Here is a 14,296-nt window from a genome sequence, read left to right on the forward strand (position 1 = left end):
CATGGACTGCCTCGGCCGGCGCGTGGTGTTCGGCCTCCGCGGCAGGGGCGTGATCGTCGTGAACGGGCGCGGGGTGGGCGTCATGATCGGCCTCGACGGCGGCGGGCGCATGGTCGTCGTGCGCGGCGGCCGGCTCTTCGTGCCCATGCGCCTCGACTTCGGTCTCGTCATGAGCGGCAGTCGCATGATCGTCATGGCCATGCGCGGGCGCGGCGGGTTCGTCGTGGCCGTGACCGGCGTCCGGCCCATGGCCGTGGTCGTCGTGCGGCTTGTTCTCGTCGCTCATGACTCTATCCCCCAGCCGCTGTGCGCGGTCTTTCAGCGGCGAAATCGGTATAACGTGATTAAGCGACGGGCAAGGCTTCGATCACCACGAAGGCGAGTGCGTACGGATGCTCGTCGCTGAGGGTGAGATGTATACGGACTTCATGTCCCGCGGGCGTCATGCGGGCCAGACGTTCCGCCGCCGGACCGGTCAGCGCCATGGTCGGCTGACCCGACCTTAGGTTCACCACCCCCATGTCCCGCCAGTAGACATCGGCGCGCATGCCCGTGCCGAGGGCCTTTGCGCAGGCCTCCTTGGCCGCGAACCGCTTGGCGTAGCTCCAGGCGGGGTCCGGCTTGCGGTCCGAACGGGTGCGCTCGAGCTCGGTGAAACAGCGTGTCTTGAAGCGTTCGCCGAAGCGATCCAGCGACGTCTGGATGCGCCGGATGTCCGACAGGTCCGCGCCGACGCCGAGGATCATAATTTTGCGTCCATGGCGGCGCGCATGCGCTGGATCGCCGTCGCCAGCCCGACGAAGACGGCCTCGCCGATCAGGAAATGGCCGATGTTCAGCTCGCGCACCTCGGGGATGGCCAGCATGTCGGCGGCGGTGTCGTAGTCCAGGCCATGGCCCGCATGGACTTCCAGCCCGAGGTCGGCGGCGCGGGTCGCGGCGGCCTGCAGCCGTTCGAACTCGATCGCCCGGTCGTCGCCCGACAGGTGGCAGTAGCGGCCGGTGTGAAACTCCACGACCTGGGCGCCGACGGCGGCGGCGGCCTCGACCTGGGCGATCGATGGCTCGATGAACAGGGAGACGCGGACGCCCGCGTCGGCCAGGGCCTTCACCACGGGCGCGATGCGGGCCTCGTGGCCGGCCACGGCCAGGCCGCCCTCAGTCGTCACCTCCTCGCGCCGCTCGGGCACCAGGCAGGCGGCGTAGGGCCGGTGACGCAGGGCGATGGCCAGCATCTCCTCCGTCACCGCCATTTCGAGGTTCAGCGGCTTGCCCGCCGTAGCGCACAGATCACTGAGCGCCGCGATGTCGGCGTCGGTGATGTGGCGGCGATCCTCTCGCAGGTGGGCGGTGATGCCGTCGGCGCCGACCGCCAGGGCCTCCCGGGCCGCGCGGACCGGATCGGGGTGCACGCCGCCGCGAGCGTTACGCACGGTGGCGACGTGGTCGATATTGACGCCCAGACGGACAAGACCGGCCATTGGCGCGTCCCTATTTCGACAGCCGGCGGCTGCCCGGATCCTCGACCGGGATGGCGGCCAGTTCCGGCGGCAGGGCGTCGGCGGGGTATGCGGGCACGTCCAGGGTCGCCAGGGCGATCAGGGGCACGCCCACGTCGGCGCGGCCGCCCGAGCGGTCCACGATGCAGGCCGCGGCGATCACCTCGCCTCCGGCGGCGTTGATGGCGGCGATGCACTCGCGCGAGCTCAGGCCCGTGGTGACGATGTCCTCGACCATCACGACCTTCTGGCCGGGATCGACGTGGAAGCCCCGGCGCAGCTTGAACTCACCGTCCACGCGCTCGACGTACATCGAAGGAACCTTGAGCCAGCGGGCGGTCTCATAGCCGGGGATGATGCCTCCCACGGCTGGGGAGATGGCCACGTCGACCGGGCCGACGGCGGCCACGATCTTCTCGGCCAGCGCCTTGCACAGCCGCCCGCAGCGCTCGGCGTCCATGAAAACCAGGTTCTTCTGCAGGAAGGTCGGGCTGTGCAGGCCCGACGACAGGACGAAATGGCCTTCGCGCAGGGCGCCGGCGTCGCGGAATTCGTTGAGTACGTCTTCGGAGGTCATGACCCCTCCCCTAACCCGTGACGGGCTCGCTTTGAAGGGCCGGTTGCGCCGGATCGGTGCTGTTTTCAGCGCCCGGGTTCAGGCCGCGCGCCAGAAGTTCGGCCCAGGCGGTCTCGGCGTCCTCGGCGAAGCTGATCAGATCCAGGTCCGCCGCCTTGACCATGCCGTGCTCGACCAGGGCGTCGAAGCCGACGACCGAGGTCCAGTAGGCCTTGTCGACGAGTACGATGGGGATGGCCCGCTCCTTGCCGGTCTGGCGCAGGGTGAGGATCTCGAACAGTTCGTCGAAGGTGCCGAAGCCGCCGGGAAAGACGACCAGCGCATTGGCGCGCATGGCGAAATGCATCTTGCGCATGGCGAAGTAGTGAAAGCGGAAGGTCAGCTCCGGCGTCGACCAGGGGTTCGGCTCCTGCTCGTGCGGCAGGGTGATGTTGAAACCGATTGACGGGGCCCCGACGTCGTGCGCGCCCCGGTTGGCCGCGCCCATGATGCCCGGTCCGCCGCCCGTGGCGATGACGTTGTCGCGCGGTTGGCCGATCTCGCCCCGCATGGCCCCGCCCCGTTCGGAGGCGATACGGCCGAACTCGCGGGCCTGAGCGTACCAGCGGGCGTGATTGGGGCTGGTCTCCTCCCCCACCCGCGCGCTGCCGAAGACGACGATGGTGGAGCGCACGCCCCAGGCCCGCAGCGCCTCCTCGGCCTTCTCGTACTCCATCAGGAAGCGCACGCCGCGCATGCCCTCGCTGAGCAGGAAGTCCTGGTCGAGGGCCGCCAGCCGATAGGACGGCGACGCCATCTGGGCGGCGTTCAGGGGGCGATCGTCGCTCACCCGCGCGCGCGCTCGACCGTGTCGACCGACGGATTGGCGCGCAGAGCGGCCATGATCATGGTGGCGTGGCGCGCGTCCTCGACCTCGACGTCGATGTCCACGTCGAAGAAGTCCTGCTGCCGGTGGCTCATGGACAGGTTGATGATGTTGCCGCCCGCCTCGCCGATGATGGTGGTGACCTGACCCAGCACGCCGGGGGCGTTCTTGATCGTGGCGCGCAGACGGGCGGCGGCGACCGCGCCCTGCTCGGCCTGCGGCGTCCACTGCAGGTCCTGCCAGACCGAATCGTCATCGGCGAACTCGGCCAGCTTCTGGCAGTCGATGGTGTGGACGGTCAGGCCGGCCTCGGGCTCTAGAATGCCGACGATGCGGTCGCCGGGCACGGGCGAGCAGCAGTGGCCGAAGTGGACGCTGACGCCGGGGGTCAGGCCCCCGCCGCGCACGAACAGGCGGGCCTGATCGTCGGCGATGCGCTTGCGGTCCGGCCCGGCCTTGAGGCGGCCCTTGAGCGCGGGGAACAGGGTCTCGCCGACCTTGGCGGCCGACAGTCGGCCCCGGCCGATGGCTTCGAACAGGTCCTCGTCGGTCTCGACGGCCAGGGTTTCCAGCGCCGGCTTCAGCGACACCTCTTCCAGCGCCTTGCCGGCGCGGGCCAGGGTCTGTTCCAGGGTGGCGCGGCCCAGCTTCTGGAACTCGCCGCGCTCGGAGGTGCGGATGTGGCGGCGAATCGCCGACCGCGCCCGTCCGGTGACGGTCAGGGATCGCCAGTCGGCGGGGATTTCGCGTTTGGCCCCGCGGATGATCTCGACCACGTCGCCGTTCTGCAGCTGGGTGCGCATCGGCTTCAGCTCGCCGTTGACCTTCACCCCGACGGCGGAGTCGCCCACCCCGGTGTGGACCGCGTAGGCGAAGTCCAGCGGCATGCCGCCGCGCGGCAGGGTGATCAGGGCGCCCTTTGGCGTGAAGACAAAGACCTGGTCCAGGTACATCTCGAGCTTGGCGTGCTCGACCCAGTCCTCACCGCCCTCTCCGTGCTCGATGACCTGCACGAGGTGGCGCAGGTTCTGCAGCGGATCGCGCCCGCCGTCCTTCTCCATGGCCTCCTTGTCGAAGCCATAGGACTTGTTCTTGTAGGACCAGTGCGCGGCCACCCCGTCCTCGGCCACCCGGTCCATGGCCTCGGTACGGATCTGCATCTCGATGCGCAGGCCCGAGGGACCGACGACCGTGGTGTGCAGCGAGCGGTAGTTGTTCGACTTGGGCGTCGAGATGAAGTCCTTGAACCGCTCCGGCACCATCGGCCAGGCGCGATGGATCACGCCCAGTGCGCGATAGCAGTCGTCCTCGGCCTCGACGATGACCCGGAAGCCATAGATGTCGGACAGGGACGAGAAGCCGACCGACTTCCTCTGGAGTTTTCGCCAGATGGAGTACGGGGTCTTCTGGCGGCCGGCGACGCGGGCGCGGACCCCGGCCTCCTGCAGCACCCGTTCGACCTCGCTGGACACCCCGCCGATGGCGCGGCCGTGTTCCAGCTTCAGCGCTTCCAGGCGGCGCTCGATGGCGGTCTTGGCGGTCGGGTTCAGATAGGTGAAGGCCAGCTCTTCCAGCTCGGACGCGATCGAGTGGATGCCGATCGACCGGCCCAGCGGGGCATAGACTTCCAGCGTCTCGCGGCTGATGCGCTCGCGCTTCTCGGGCTTCACATACTGGAGCGTCCGCATGTTGTGCAGGCGGTCGGCCAGCTTGACCAGCAGGACGCGGACGTCGCGGCTGATAGCCAGGATGAATTTGCGCAGGTTCTCGGCCTGGCGCGTGTGCTCGGCCTGCAGCTCCAGCCGCGACAGCTTGGTCACGCCCTCGACCAGGACGGCGATCTCCTCGCCGAACATGCGGGCGATGTCGTCGCGGGTGGCCGAGGTGTCCTCGACCACGTCATGCAGCAGGGCGGTGACGATGGTGGCCGTGTCGAGCCGGTAGTCGGTCAGGATGCCGGCGACCTGGATCGGATGGGCGAAATAGGGATCGCCCGAGGCCCGCAGCTGCGAGCCGTGCATCTTCATCGCATAGACGTAGGCGCGATTGAGCAGGTTCTCGTCGGCGGTCGGGTCATAGGCCCGGACCGCCTCGACCAGCTCGAACTGACGCAGCACCTTGCTGCGCTGCGGCTCCAGGTCCTTGACCGGAGCCGCGCTGTCGGCGGGATCGTTCAGATTGGCAGCTTCAGGGGTCGGCGCGGACTGCCGCGCCGGCAGGATGGTGATACCGTTGGCGGGTTCGGCCGTCAGTACCGCTCCTCCTGGCCGCCGTCGCGGTCGCTTTGCAGCGCGCGGATCAGCTCGGCCTCGGCCATGTTCATGTGCTGCGGTTCGGCCAGCAGGGCGACGACTTCGGCTTCGTCCTCGGCTTCGGTGCGCTCATCGACGCGTTGCAGCGTCACGATGATGTTCTCCAGCAGTTCGGCCGGCACGACGGTGTCGTCGGCCAGTTCGCGCAGGGCGACGACCGGGTTCTTGTCGTTGTCGCGGTCGATCGTCAGGGCGGCGCCGTTGGCGATGTTGCGGGCGCGGTGACCGGCCAGCAGAACCAGACCAAAGCGGTTCGGCACCTTCTCGATGCAGTCTTCGACAGTGACGCGGGCCATGAATTTCCTCGGACGCGGGAGAGAACCGCGCAAAATATAGATGTGGACCGCTTTGTGCAACGCCACATGGGCGTATTTTGGGCGTTCTAGCCGCCCGTCGTCGCCATCAACCCGCCCAGGACGAGTCCGACCACCGGGACGATAAAGGCCCAGTAGCGTGTCGGGACGAAGAAGAAACTGCCCGCCGTGGGCTTGAGCAGGACCCGCTCTCCCGTCTTCTCATCCAGCAGCACCCGGCCCTCGCGGCCGTCCAGGGCGCGGGCCGTGAAGAAGATGGCCGCGCCCGCCAGCAGGCCTGTCAGGGTGAAACCGATCGCGGGACCCCACGGATCCGGAGCGCCTGTCGCCGTGACGCCGACGATGCTCACGCCGAAGGCGACGATGACATACAGCGGGACCAGCAGGCCCCAGCCCGACCAGATGATCATGGCGTCCCTTTCGGATGTCCGCGGCCACAGTCTTCCGGTCCAGGCGTCCGGGTCAACCTGTGCCGACTACGCGATCGGCGCTGCGTCCAGCCCGACGGACGCCGTCTGCGCCAGCCGGGCGGCCGTTTCGCCGCCCGGATGCCGCCAATCCGGGGCGATCTCGGCCAGCGGCCCCATGACGAACAGGCGCTCGGCCGCGCGGGGGTGCGGCAGGATCAGACCGTCGAAATTTCCGGTGATGCGGCCATAGGCGATCAGGTCCAGGTCCAGGGTTCGGGGGGCGTTGCGGACGTCGCGCTGGCGCCCGAAGGCCTCCTCGATCCGTCCCAGGGCCGCCATCAGGGCATGCGGATCATGGGCGGTGCGGACCAGGACGACCCCGTTCAGGAACGGCGGGTCCTCGCGGTTCGGCCAGGCGTCCGAACGCCACCAGGACGACCGGGCCAGCACGTCGATCCCTTCGCAACGGAACCGCGCCAGCGCCGCCTCCAGCGCCTCGCGGCAATCGGCCCAGACCCCCTTGTCATTGCAGCCCAGCGCGACGATGACGGCGGAGTCCGGATCGGGCTCGCCGTCTATTTCGACGGAGGGTGGGACGCCCATTTCTGCGGAGACCTTTTCCATGACGCCCAATCCGGCCGATCGCACGGCCCTGTTCATCGACGGGGCCAATCTTTACGCCGCCGCGAAGGCGCTGAACACCGATCTCGATTTCCGCAAGCTGGTGGAGATGTATCGCACTCGGGGCGATCTGGTTCGCGCCCTCTATTACACCGCCGTGGTCGAGGGCGAGGAATTCTCTCCCATCAAGCCGCTGGTGGACTGGCTGGACTACAACGGCTTCACCGTGGTGACCAAGCCGGTCAAGCGCTTCACCGACGCCCAGGGTCACACCCGCACCAAGGGCAATATGGACATCGAGATCGCCGTCGACATGCTCGAACTGGCGCCTCGGCTGGACCACGTCGTGCTGTTCTCCGGCGACGGCGACTTCCGTCGGCTGCTGCAGGCGGTTCAGGCCAAGGGGGTGAAGGTCACCGTGGTCTCGACCGTGAAGACCCAGCCGCCTCACATCGCTGACGACCTGCGTCGGCAGGCGGACCTGTTTGTCGACCTCAACGACCTGCTGGCCGAGATCGGGCGCCCCCGCGTCAACGGCGCCCCCCCGCTGCGGGACGACCGAGCCTAGCCGTGCCCCGCCGGCCGGGTGTGGCTCTCGCGCAACGCGAATCACACCACGAAGAACCGTGATCCGCAGCCTGGGAACAGCGCCCTCTTCGCAACGTTTCACGGACAGCTTTGGAGGCTGTCATGGGCAGGAGAAACGGGGTGTTCACCCCGCGCGAACGTAGAACGGCGCTGATCGCGCTACTGGCCGCCGTCGCGGTCGCGGCCGGGGGAATGGCGATCCAGCCGCTGATCAAGCCGTCGCTGGGGCCGGGCGGAGCCGACGCCTATCTTTCGGCGCCGACGCCGGGCGTCCTGGACGCAACGCCCCTGGTCGGCTGATCGCCGCCTAGCCGCGTTCCTTCATCAGCCGCGCCTTGTCGCGCTGCCAGTCGCGGTCGGCGCTGGCCTGGCGCTTGTCGTGCAGCTTCTTGCCCTTGGCGAGCGCGATCTCGATCTTCGCCTTGCCCGCCTCGTTCAGATACAGCCGCACCGGGATGATGGTCTGGCCGTCGCGCTGGACCGCGCCGATGAATTTGTCGATCTGCTTGCGATGCAGCAGCAGCTTCCGGTGCCGCCGCGGCTCGTGGTTGAAGCGGTTGGCCTGTTTGTAGGGCGGGATGTCGGCGTTCACGAGCACGATCTCGCGCCCCTCCACCGCCGCGTAGGATTCGGCGATGTTGGCCCGGCCGTCCCGCAGCGCCTTGATCTCGGTTCCGAGCAGGGCGATGCCCGCCTCGGTGTAGTCCTCGAGGAAATAGTCGAACTTGGCCCGGCGGTTCTCGGCCAGCACCTTCATCTTCGGTTTGTCGGAGGCCATGCGCCCTTGATCCTATCCCAACCCGGCGTCGGCCATCGCACGGTCGATCGCGGGCTTCACGGCGTCGGCGGTCGGGGCGAGCGGGAGGCGGACCTCCTCGGTGCAGAACTGCAGACGCGACAGGGCGTATTTGGTGGGCGACGGCGAATTGTCGAGGAACAGACCCTTGTGCAGGCCGATCAGGCGGTCCTGCCACTCGCGCGCGGCGGCGTAGTCCCCGGCCTGCGCCGCCTCGTGCAGGGCGACCATGCCCTCGGGCGCGACGTTCGAGGTGACCGAGATTACTCCCACCCCGCCGTGGGCATGGTAGCCGAGATAGCTGGGATCGTCGCCCGAGATCAGGTCGAACTGGCCGCCGATGTTGGCGCGCATCCAGCTGACGCGGGCCAGGTCGCCGGTGGCGTCCTTGATGCCGACGATGTTCGGATGCGCCGCCAGCCGGGCGACCGTCTCATTGGCCAGGTCCACGCCCGTCCGGCCCGGGACGTTGTAGAGCACGATGGGCAGCTGGACGGCCTCGGCGATGGCCTCGAAGTGGGCGGCCAGGCCGGTCTGCGACGGACGATTGTAGTAGGGCGTGACCACCAGCGCCCCGTCAGCGCCGACGGCCTTGGCGTGGCGAACCAGGTCGATGGCCTTGTCCGTCGAGGACGAGCCGGCGCCGGCGATGACGCGGACGCGTCCGGCGGCGACCTGCACGCACAATTCGACGACCCGCTGATGCTCTTCCGGATGCAGGGAAGCGCTCTCTCCGGTCGTGCCCATCGGCACGACGCCGTGAACTCCGGCGGCGATCTGGCGTTCGAGCAACCGCGTGAAGGCGGCTTCGTCCACCTTTCCGTCACGAAGTGGTGTGATCAGGGCGGTGATCACGCCCTTGAACAAGGGGGCGGTCATTGAAACGATGGTCCTGCGTGGAATTGGGCGACACTCGCCCGGAAGCGAAGCGCCGGAGGGTAGGTTGCCGGTTCACGGACCGCAACCACGACGAATGGGGATAGGACACGGAATGATCGGAACTAGCCTCGCGGCCGCCCTGGCCCTTCTCGCCCCCGCGCCCGAGAGCGTCCTGCCGCAGGAAGTCCCCTACTACGCCTCCGCCCCCGCCGGTCCGGTCAGCAACCAGCCGCGCACCCTGAGCGATCAGGACACCGCCCTCTTCCGCCAGGGGCTGGCCGCCGCCCGCGCCCGCGATGTGACCGGCGCCCGCTCCGCCATGGCCCAGATCAGCGATCCGGCCGCCCGCAAGCTGGTCGAATGGGCCCTGCTGGACACCGCCGCCGACCAGATGTCGTGGGGCGAGTTGGCTGACGCGCCGACCCGTTTCGCCGGCTGGCCGCGGGCCGACAGCCGCCGTCAGGCGGTCGAGCGCGCGCTGGACCGTTCCTACGCCGGTCCCGACGCGGCCCTGGCCCTGTTCGAGCGCGACGCCCCGACGACGGTGCAGGGCGCTATCGCCCTGGCCGACGCCCTGGAGCAGCGCGGCCGCCGCGACGAGGCGCGCCGCCTGATCAAGGACTGGTGGCGGACCCGCAGCTTCGAGGCCGACCAGCAGTCGCGCATCCTGACCCGCTGGGATTCGGCCCTGACGCGGGATGACCACGAGACGCGGCTGAACATGCTGCTGCTGGGGCCGCACGGCCCGGCCACGCGCGCCATGATTCCGCTGGTCTCGCCCGAACGGCAGGCCGTGGCCAACGCCGTGGTCGCGCTGCGCACCGCCTACAGCCCCGACGCCATCGTGGCCGGCCTGTCGCCGTCGCAGGCCATCGAGCCCGCCGTGGTGCTGGAGCGGGTGCGGATCCTGCGTTCGCAGAACCGCCAGTCAGAAGCCTTCCCGATCCTGCGCTACCTGCCGGCCGCGCCGTCCTCGACCGACGCCCAGAGCACGCTGTGGAGCGAGCGCCGCAACTACTTCCTGGACGCCCTGCAGGCCCGCAACTGGCAGGCCGCCTACGACGCCTTCGCCGGCCACGGCTTCCCGTCCGGCGACCGCAAGGTGGACGCCGAGTTCTTCGCCGGCTGGGTCGCGCTGGTGAAGCTGAACGATGCAGCGCTCGCGACGCGGCATTTCGAGACCCTGCGCCAGTCCTCGACCACCCCGATCACCCAGGGCCGCGCCCTCTACTGGCTGGGGCGCGCCGCCGAGGCGCAGGGCAGCGTTCCGGCCGCCGTGAACTACTACCAGGCCGGGTCGCGCCACTTCCAGACCTTCTACGGCCAGCTGGCCGCCGAGAAGGCCGGACAAACTTCGATCACCCTGCCCGCCGACCCCGAGCCGTCCAACGCCGACCGCGCCGCCTTCGAGCGGAACGAGGTCGTGCGCGCCTGGCGCGTCCTGGGCGAGACCGGCGAGGCCAGCCTGTTCCGCGTCTTCGCCTATCAGCTGGACGACGATGTCCCGACGGTCGAGCAACTGGCCCTGATGATGGATACGTCGCGCGGCTACGGCGAGGGCTTCACCGCCATGATGATCGGTCGCGCCGCCAGCCAGCGCGGCTATCTGCTGCCCGAGCGTCAGTACCCCATCCGCATGCCGCCGAGCGTGCCGGGCGCCGCGCCGCTGGAGTTCACCCTGGCCATCACGCGGCAGGAATCCAGCTTCGACCCGCGCGCCCGTTCGCACGCCAACGCCCGGGGCATGATGCAATTCCTGCCCGCCACCGGCCGCGGCGTGGCGCGACAGCTGGGCCTGCCGTTCTCGGACGAGCGTCTCTACGATCCCGACTTCAACATGACGCTGGGCAGCTTCCACCTCGGCGACCTGATGAACAATTTCGGCGGCTCGATGCTGCTGACGACGGTGGCCTACAACGCCGGTCCGGCCCGTCCGCCGCAGTGGGTGGCGCGCTGCGGCGATCCGCGCGCGGGGACCGTGGACCCGATCGACTTCATCGAGTGCGCGCCCTTCACCGAGACGCGCAACTACATGATGCGGGTCATGGAGAACATGTCGATCTACAAGGCCCGGCTGAACGGCGGGACCGCGCCGCTGAGCCTGTCGCAGGACATCCGCCGCGGCGTGCCGCGTGGACCCCAGCCCTATGCGACGGTGTCGGGTGAGGAGCCGCTGCGCACCCCGGACCCCGAACCGGGCGAGTAGCGCAGACCGGACAGCAGCGGGCCGTCCGGGGTCTCGACCCAGCGGGCGGACAGGCCGAAGACGCGCGCCATGATGTCGGGTGTCAGGGCGTCCAATGGCGCGCCGTCGGCGACGGCCCATCCCTCGTGCAGCACCGCCACCCGGTCCGCATAGCGGGCGGCCAGTGTCAGGTCGTGCAGGCTGACCAGCACCGCCTGCCCGGCCCTCGCCCGCGCCTTCAGCCGTTCCAGCACCAACAGCTGGGCGTCGGGGTCCAGGCCGGCGATCGGCTCATCGACTAGCAGGGCCTTCGCCGGAGCCGCCAAGGCTCGTGCCAGCAGCACCCGTGCCCGTTCTCCGCCCGACATCTCGGCCACGCCCCGGTCCGCCAGATGTTCAGCCTCGACCTCGTCCAGCGCGGCTTGAGCGGCCTCTCGCGCCGCGCCGCCGGACAGGAAGGGCGCGCCCAGGGCGGCGATCTCGATGGCGGGCAGGTTCCAGGCGATGCGCCGTTCCTGCGGCAGGTAGGCGACTCGCTCGGCGCGCTGCCGGGCGGACAGGGTCCGGACGTCGTCCCCCTGCAGGCGGGCGACCCCGCCGGTCAGGGGCAGAAGGCCCGCGAAGGCCCGGATCAGGCTGGACTTGCCGGCCCCGTTCGGACCGACGACGGCCACCAGCTCGCCCGCGTGAACCTGCAGGTCGGCGCCGTCCAGCACCTGACGCCCGCCGAGCCAGGCGTCGGCGTCCCACATCGTCAGCGATGCGATCATAGCCGCCACTCCTTCGCGGCCCGCCAGGCGATCATGGCGAACAGGGGCGCGCCGACCAGGGCGGTGAACACGCCCAGCTTCAGTTCCTGGTCCGTTGGCGTGATCCGCGCCAGCAGGTCCGCGCCGACCAGCATCAGCCCGCCCGCCAGCGCCGCCGGCGCCAGCAGCCGGGCCGGATCGCCCCGCACCGCCGCCCGCACCAGATGCGGCGCCGCCAGACCGACGAAACCGATGACGCCGGACACGGCCACCGCCGCGCCCGTCGCCAGCGCCGCCGCCAGCAGGGCCAGCAGGCGCAGGCGGGCCATCGGCAGGCCCGAGGTCCTCGCCGTCTCCTCGCCCAGGCTCAGCATCTTCAGGCCGGGAGCGGCCAGGGCGGCCAGACCGGCGGACAGCGCGACGGCGGGGGTGACCCACAGCACGTCGATCCAGCTGCGGTTCTGCACCGAACCCAGCAGCCAGCTCATCACCTCGGCCGAGGCGATGGGCGACGGCGACAGGTTGAAGATCAGGGCGGTCAGGGCGCCGGCGAAGCTGGAGATCGCCACCCCGAACAGGATCAGGGCCTCCGGCGCCCGCACCCGGGCCGAGAACAGGACCAGCAGGCCGCCGGCGAGGCCCGCGCCCGCCAGGGCCGAGACCTCGACCGCCCCAGGCACGCTCGCCGCGCCCAGCACGATGGCGCTCGCCGCGCCCAGCGCAGCCACGGCGGACACGCCCAGCACGCCGGGATCGGCCAGCGGATTGCGCAGCAGTCCCTGCATGACCGCTCCGGCCAGACCGAGGGCGGCGCCGACCATCAGGGCGGTCATGGCGCGGGGCGCCCGCACGGCCCACAGCACCTCGCCGGGACCCGAGGTCGGGTCGCGCAAGGCCTCGCCGAACTGGGCCAGGGTCAACGGGCTCTCGCCGAACAGCACGGCCAGGGCCAGCGCGGCGGCGATGGCCAGCGACAGAATGAGGATCAGGCGTCCGCTCACGATCCGCCCTCCGCCAGCATCGCGGCGGCGTCGGCGGCGAACCAGGCCGGACAGGTCAGGGCGGCGGCGGGCAGCCGCGCGGCCACCCTGCCCTGCGCCGCCTTGCGCACGACCGGATGTCGTCCCGGACCGCGCCAGTCGCCGCGCGCCTGGTCGAAGAAGCCGAGCACGAAGCGGACGGGCGGAAACAGGGCGACGCGCTCGACGCTGACCGGGTTGAAATAGGGCTTGTCGGCGGCGTTGCGGAAGCCGGCGGCGCTGAAGATGGCGTCCACCAACGTCTCCTTGCCCGCCGTGAAGCCGCCGGGCGTCAGATACAGGGCCGTGGGCCGCGCGGCGGTCTTGGGCGCCGCCTGCAACAGCCGCGCGTCCATCCGCTCGATCAGGGCCTCGCCGCGGTCATGCGCGTCCAGCGCCTGCGCCACGCTGCGAATATTGGCGCGTATGCCATTGAAATCCGTGGCGTCGCTGATGATCGCCGTCGGCGTGCCCCGCGCGTCCAGTCGCGCCAGAAGCCGGGGCTCGCCGCCCCAGTAGCGAACGACCACATCGGGCCGGAAGGTCACCGCGGCCTCCAGTGTCGGGCGGATGCGCGCCCTGCCCCGGGCCGCCTCGCGCAGCCAGGCGTCGGGATCGTCGGCGCGCGGCGACAGGGCCAGCTCTGCATCGGGTCTCAGGGCCAACACATACTGGTCGGCGCACTGATCCAGCGACAGAATCCTCGTCGGTCGGGCCTGCGCGGTCCCGGCCCCAAGGATCAGCAGCCCCCCGGCGGCGACGGCCGCCAGCCGTCTCAAGGTTTAAGCAGGCCTGTGAACAGCCCCTCCAGCAGGGTCGTCACCAACTGGTCGCGGTCGACCCAGTCGAAATAGGGCTTGGAGATCATCAGCGAGACCGCGCCGTGCCCCCCCGCCCAGACGGCCTGAGCCGTGGTCTTGGCGTCGTAGCGCAGCCGCCCGGCGGCCTCCAGCTCATCGATCACGTCCTCGAAGGTGCGGAACAGCTCCACTCCCATCTCGCGCGCCGCGGACTGGGCGCCCTCCCGCAATTCGATCGGGCGGGTCATGTAGACCAGCCGGTAGGCGTTGGGGTTGGCGAAGCCGAACTCGACATAGGCGCGCATCATCTCGCGCATCCGCTGTTCGGGCGAACGGGTCTCGGCGATGATGACCTGGTTGGCCTCCATCAGGGCTTCGAAGGCTTGCCGGCAGATCTCCTGCAGGATTTCGCCCTTCTCGGAAAAATGCATGTAGAGGGCGGTCGAGGACAGCCCGACCTCGTCGGCGATCTTGCGGATCGTGGCGCCCTCGTAGCCGTGCTCGACGAAGATCCGTTCCGCCGCGGCCAGGATTTCGGCGCGCCGCTCGTGGCCCTCGCCCTTGGGCTTGCGCGCGGATCGGGAACTGACGGGGATGGCGGTCACACGCGGCTCCGAATACGTCTGTCCCCTGAATAGCGGTAATCGGGCGGCAGCGCCAAGCGGTTGCGAGGGGCGATGTTT

At 69.9% G+C, this 14,296-nt stretch carries 17 protein-coding genes; 3 read left to right on the forward strand and 14 right to left on the reverse strand.

Features of this window, described 5'->3' with window-relative positions:
• Positions 1-344 precede the first annotated feature (344 nt).
• The 8 genes from acpS to folK all read right to left on the reverse strand — a co-directional run bounded on the left by acpS (position 345) and on the right by folK (position 6,600).
• A complete protein-coding gene (acpS, locus tag AC3WRV_RS10035; protein ID WP_291833722.1) occupies positions 345-746 on the reverse strand; it encodes a holo-ACP synthase in 402 nt (133 codons plus the stop codon).
• Complete coding sequence (locus AC3WRV_RS10040) at positions 743-1,480, reverse strand: pyridoxine 5'-phosphate synthase (protein WP_492313126.1); 738 nt, start codon at positions 1,478-1,480, stop codon at positions 743-745. Before AC3WRV_RS10040 ends, acpS begins: the two co-directional genes overlap by 4 nt.
• Before the next feature lie 10 nt (positions 1,481-1,490).
• Positions 1,491-2,075, reverse strand: a complete 585-nt coding sequence (pyrE, locus tag AC3WRV_RS10045) for an orotate phosphoribosyltransferase (protein ID WP_492313127.1) — start codon at positions 2,073-2,075, stop codon at positions 1,491-1,493.
• A 10-nt stretch (positions 2,076-2,085) separates the two neighbouring features.
• A complete protein-coding gene (locus tag AC3WRV_RS10050; RefSeq protein WP_492313603.1) occupies positions 2,086-2,871 on the reverse strand; it encodes an LOG family protein in 786 nt (261 codons plus the stop codon).
• 29 nt (positions 2,872-2,900) lie between these two features.
• The gene (locus AC3WRV_RS10055) at positions 2,901-4,967 is read right to left on the reverse strand and encodes a RelA/SpoT family protein (protein ID WP_492313604.1); all 2,067 of its coding nucleotides are present in this window, start codon (positions 4,965-4,967) and stop codon (positions 2,901-2,903) included.
• Positions 4,968-5,188: 221 nt separating this feature from the next.
• Positions 5,189-5,548, reverse strand: a complete 360-nt coding sequence (gene rpoZ / locus AC3WRV_RS10060) for a DNA-directed RNA polymerase subunit omega (protein ID WP_291833710.1) — start codon at positions 5,546-5,548, stop codon at positions 5,189-5,191.
• Between the two features lie 86 nt (positions 5,549-5,634).
• On the reverse strand, positions 5,635-5,976 hold the full coding sequence (locus tag AC3WRV_RS10065) for a hypothetical protein (RefSeq protein ID WP_492313128.1): 342 nt from the start codon (positions 5,974-5,976) through the stop codon (positions 5,635-5,637).
• 66 nt (positions 5,977-6,042) lie between these two features.
• A complete protein-coding gene (gene folK, locus AC3WRV_RS10070) occupies positions 6,043-6,600 on the reverse strand; it encodes a 2-amino-4-hydroxy-6-hydroxymethyldihydropteridine diphosphokinase (protein ID WP_492313129.1) in 558 nt (185 codons plus the stop codon).
• Between folK and AC3WRV_RS10075 the strand changes: the two genes are divergently transcribed.
• On the forward strand, positions 6,599-7,165 hold the full coding sequence (locus AC3WRV_RS10075; protein WP_492313130.1) for a LabA-like NYN domain-containing protein: 567 nt from the start codon (positions 6,599-6,601) through the stop codon (positions 7,163-7,165). The genes folK and AC3WRV_RS10075 overlap by 2 nt on opposite strands.
• 122 nt (positions 7,166-7,287) lie before the next feature.
• Positions 7,288-7,485, forward strand: coding sequence for a hypothetical protein (locus tag AC3WRV_RS10080; RefSeq protein WP_291833696.1), 198 nt, complete (start codon positions 7,288-7,290; stop codon positions 7,483-7,485).
• 7 nt (positions 7,486-7,492) lie between these two features.
• On the opposite strand, the gene smpB is transcribed toward AC3WRV_RS10080, so the two are convergent.
• Positions 7,493-7,963: an SsrA-binding protein SmpB gene (gene smpB / locus AC3WRV_RS10085; protein WP_291833694.1), complete on the reverse strand. Its 471-nt coding sequence runs from the start codon at positions 7,961-7,963 to the stop codon at positions 7,493-7,495.
• Positions 7,964-7,975: 12 nt separating this feature from the next.
• The gene (gene dapA / locus AC3WRV_RS10090; protein ID WP_291833691.1) at positions 7,976-8,860 is read right to left on the reverse strand and encodes a 4-hydroxy-tetrahydrodipicolinate synthase; all 885 of its coding nucleotides are present in this window, start codon (positions 8,858-8,860) and stop codon (positions 7,976-7,978) included.
• Positions 8,861-8,972: 112 nt separating this feature from the next.
• Here dapA and AC3WRV_RS10095 point away from each other — a divergent pair, with 112 nt between their 5' ends.
• Complete coding sequence (locus AC3WRV_RS10095) at positions 8,973-11,066, forward strand: lytic transglycosylase domain-containing protein (protein WP_492313131.1); 2,094 nt, start codon at positions 8,973-8,975, stop codon at positions 11,064-11,066.
• Here AC3WRV_RS10095 and AC3WRV_RS10100 read toward each other — a convergent pair.
• Genes AC3WRV_RS10100 through AC3WRV_RS10115 form a run of 4 tightly spaced genes read right to left on the reverse strand, consistent with a single transcriptional unit; the run spans position 11,006 to position 14,218 of the window.
• Positions 11,006-11,815, reverse strand: a complete 810-nt coding sequence (locus AC3WRV_RS10100) for an ABC transporter ATP-binding protein (protein ID WP_492313132.1) — start codon at positions 11,813-11,815, stop codon at positions 11,006-11,008. The two genes, AC3WRV_RS10095 and AC3WRV_RS10100, sit on opposite strands and share 61 nt — an antisense overlap.
• Positions 11,812-12,795: a FecCD family ABC transporter permease gene (locus tag AC3WRV_RS10105; RefSeq protein ID WP_492313133.1), complete on the reverse strand. Its 984-nt coding sequence runs from the start codon at positions 12,793-12,795 to the stop codon at positions 11,812-11,814. Before AC3WRV_RS10105 ends, AC3WRV_RS10100 begins: the two co-directional genes overlap by 4 nt.
• Positions 12,792-13,592 (reverse strand): ABC transporter substrate-binding protein, encoded by an 801-nt coding sequence (locus AC3WRV_RS10110; protein WP_492313134.1) that lies wholly within the window; start codon positions 13,590-13,592, stop codon positions 12,792-12,794. Before AC3WRV_RS10110 ends, AC3WRV_RS10105 begins: the two co-directional genes overlap by 4 nt.
• Complete coding sequence (locus tag AC3WRV_RS10115) at positions 13,589-14,218, reverse strand: TetR/AcrR family transcriptional regulator (protein ID WP_492313135.1); 630 nt, start codon at positions 14,216-14,218, stop codon at positions 13,589-13,591. The genes AC3WRV_RS10110 and AC3WRV_RS10115 overlap by 4 nt, the downstream gene beginning before the upstream one ends.
• Positions 14,219-14,296: the final 78 nt, after the last annotated feature.

It is taken from the genome of Brevundimonas sp. EU05-FHT14B11 (assembly GCF_058790835.1).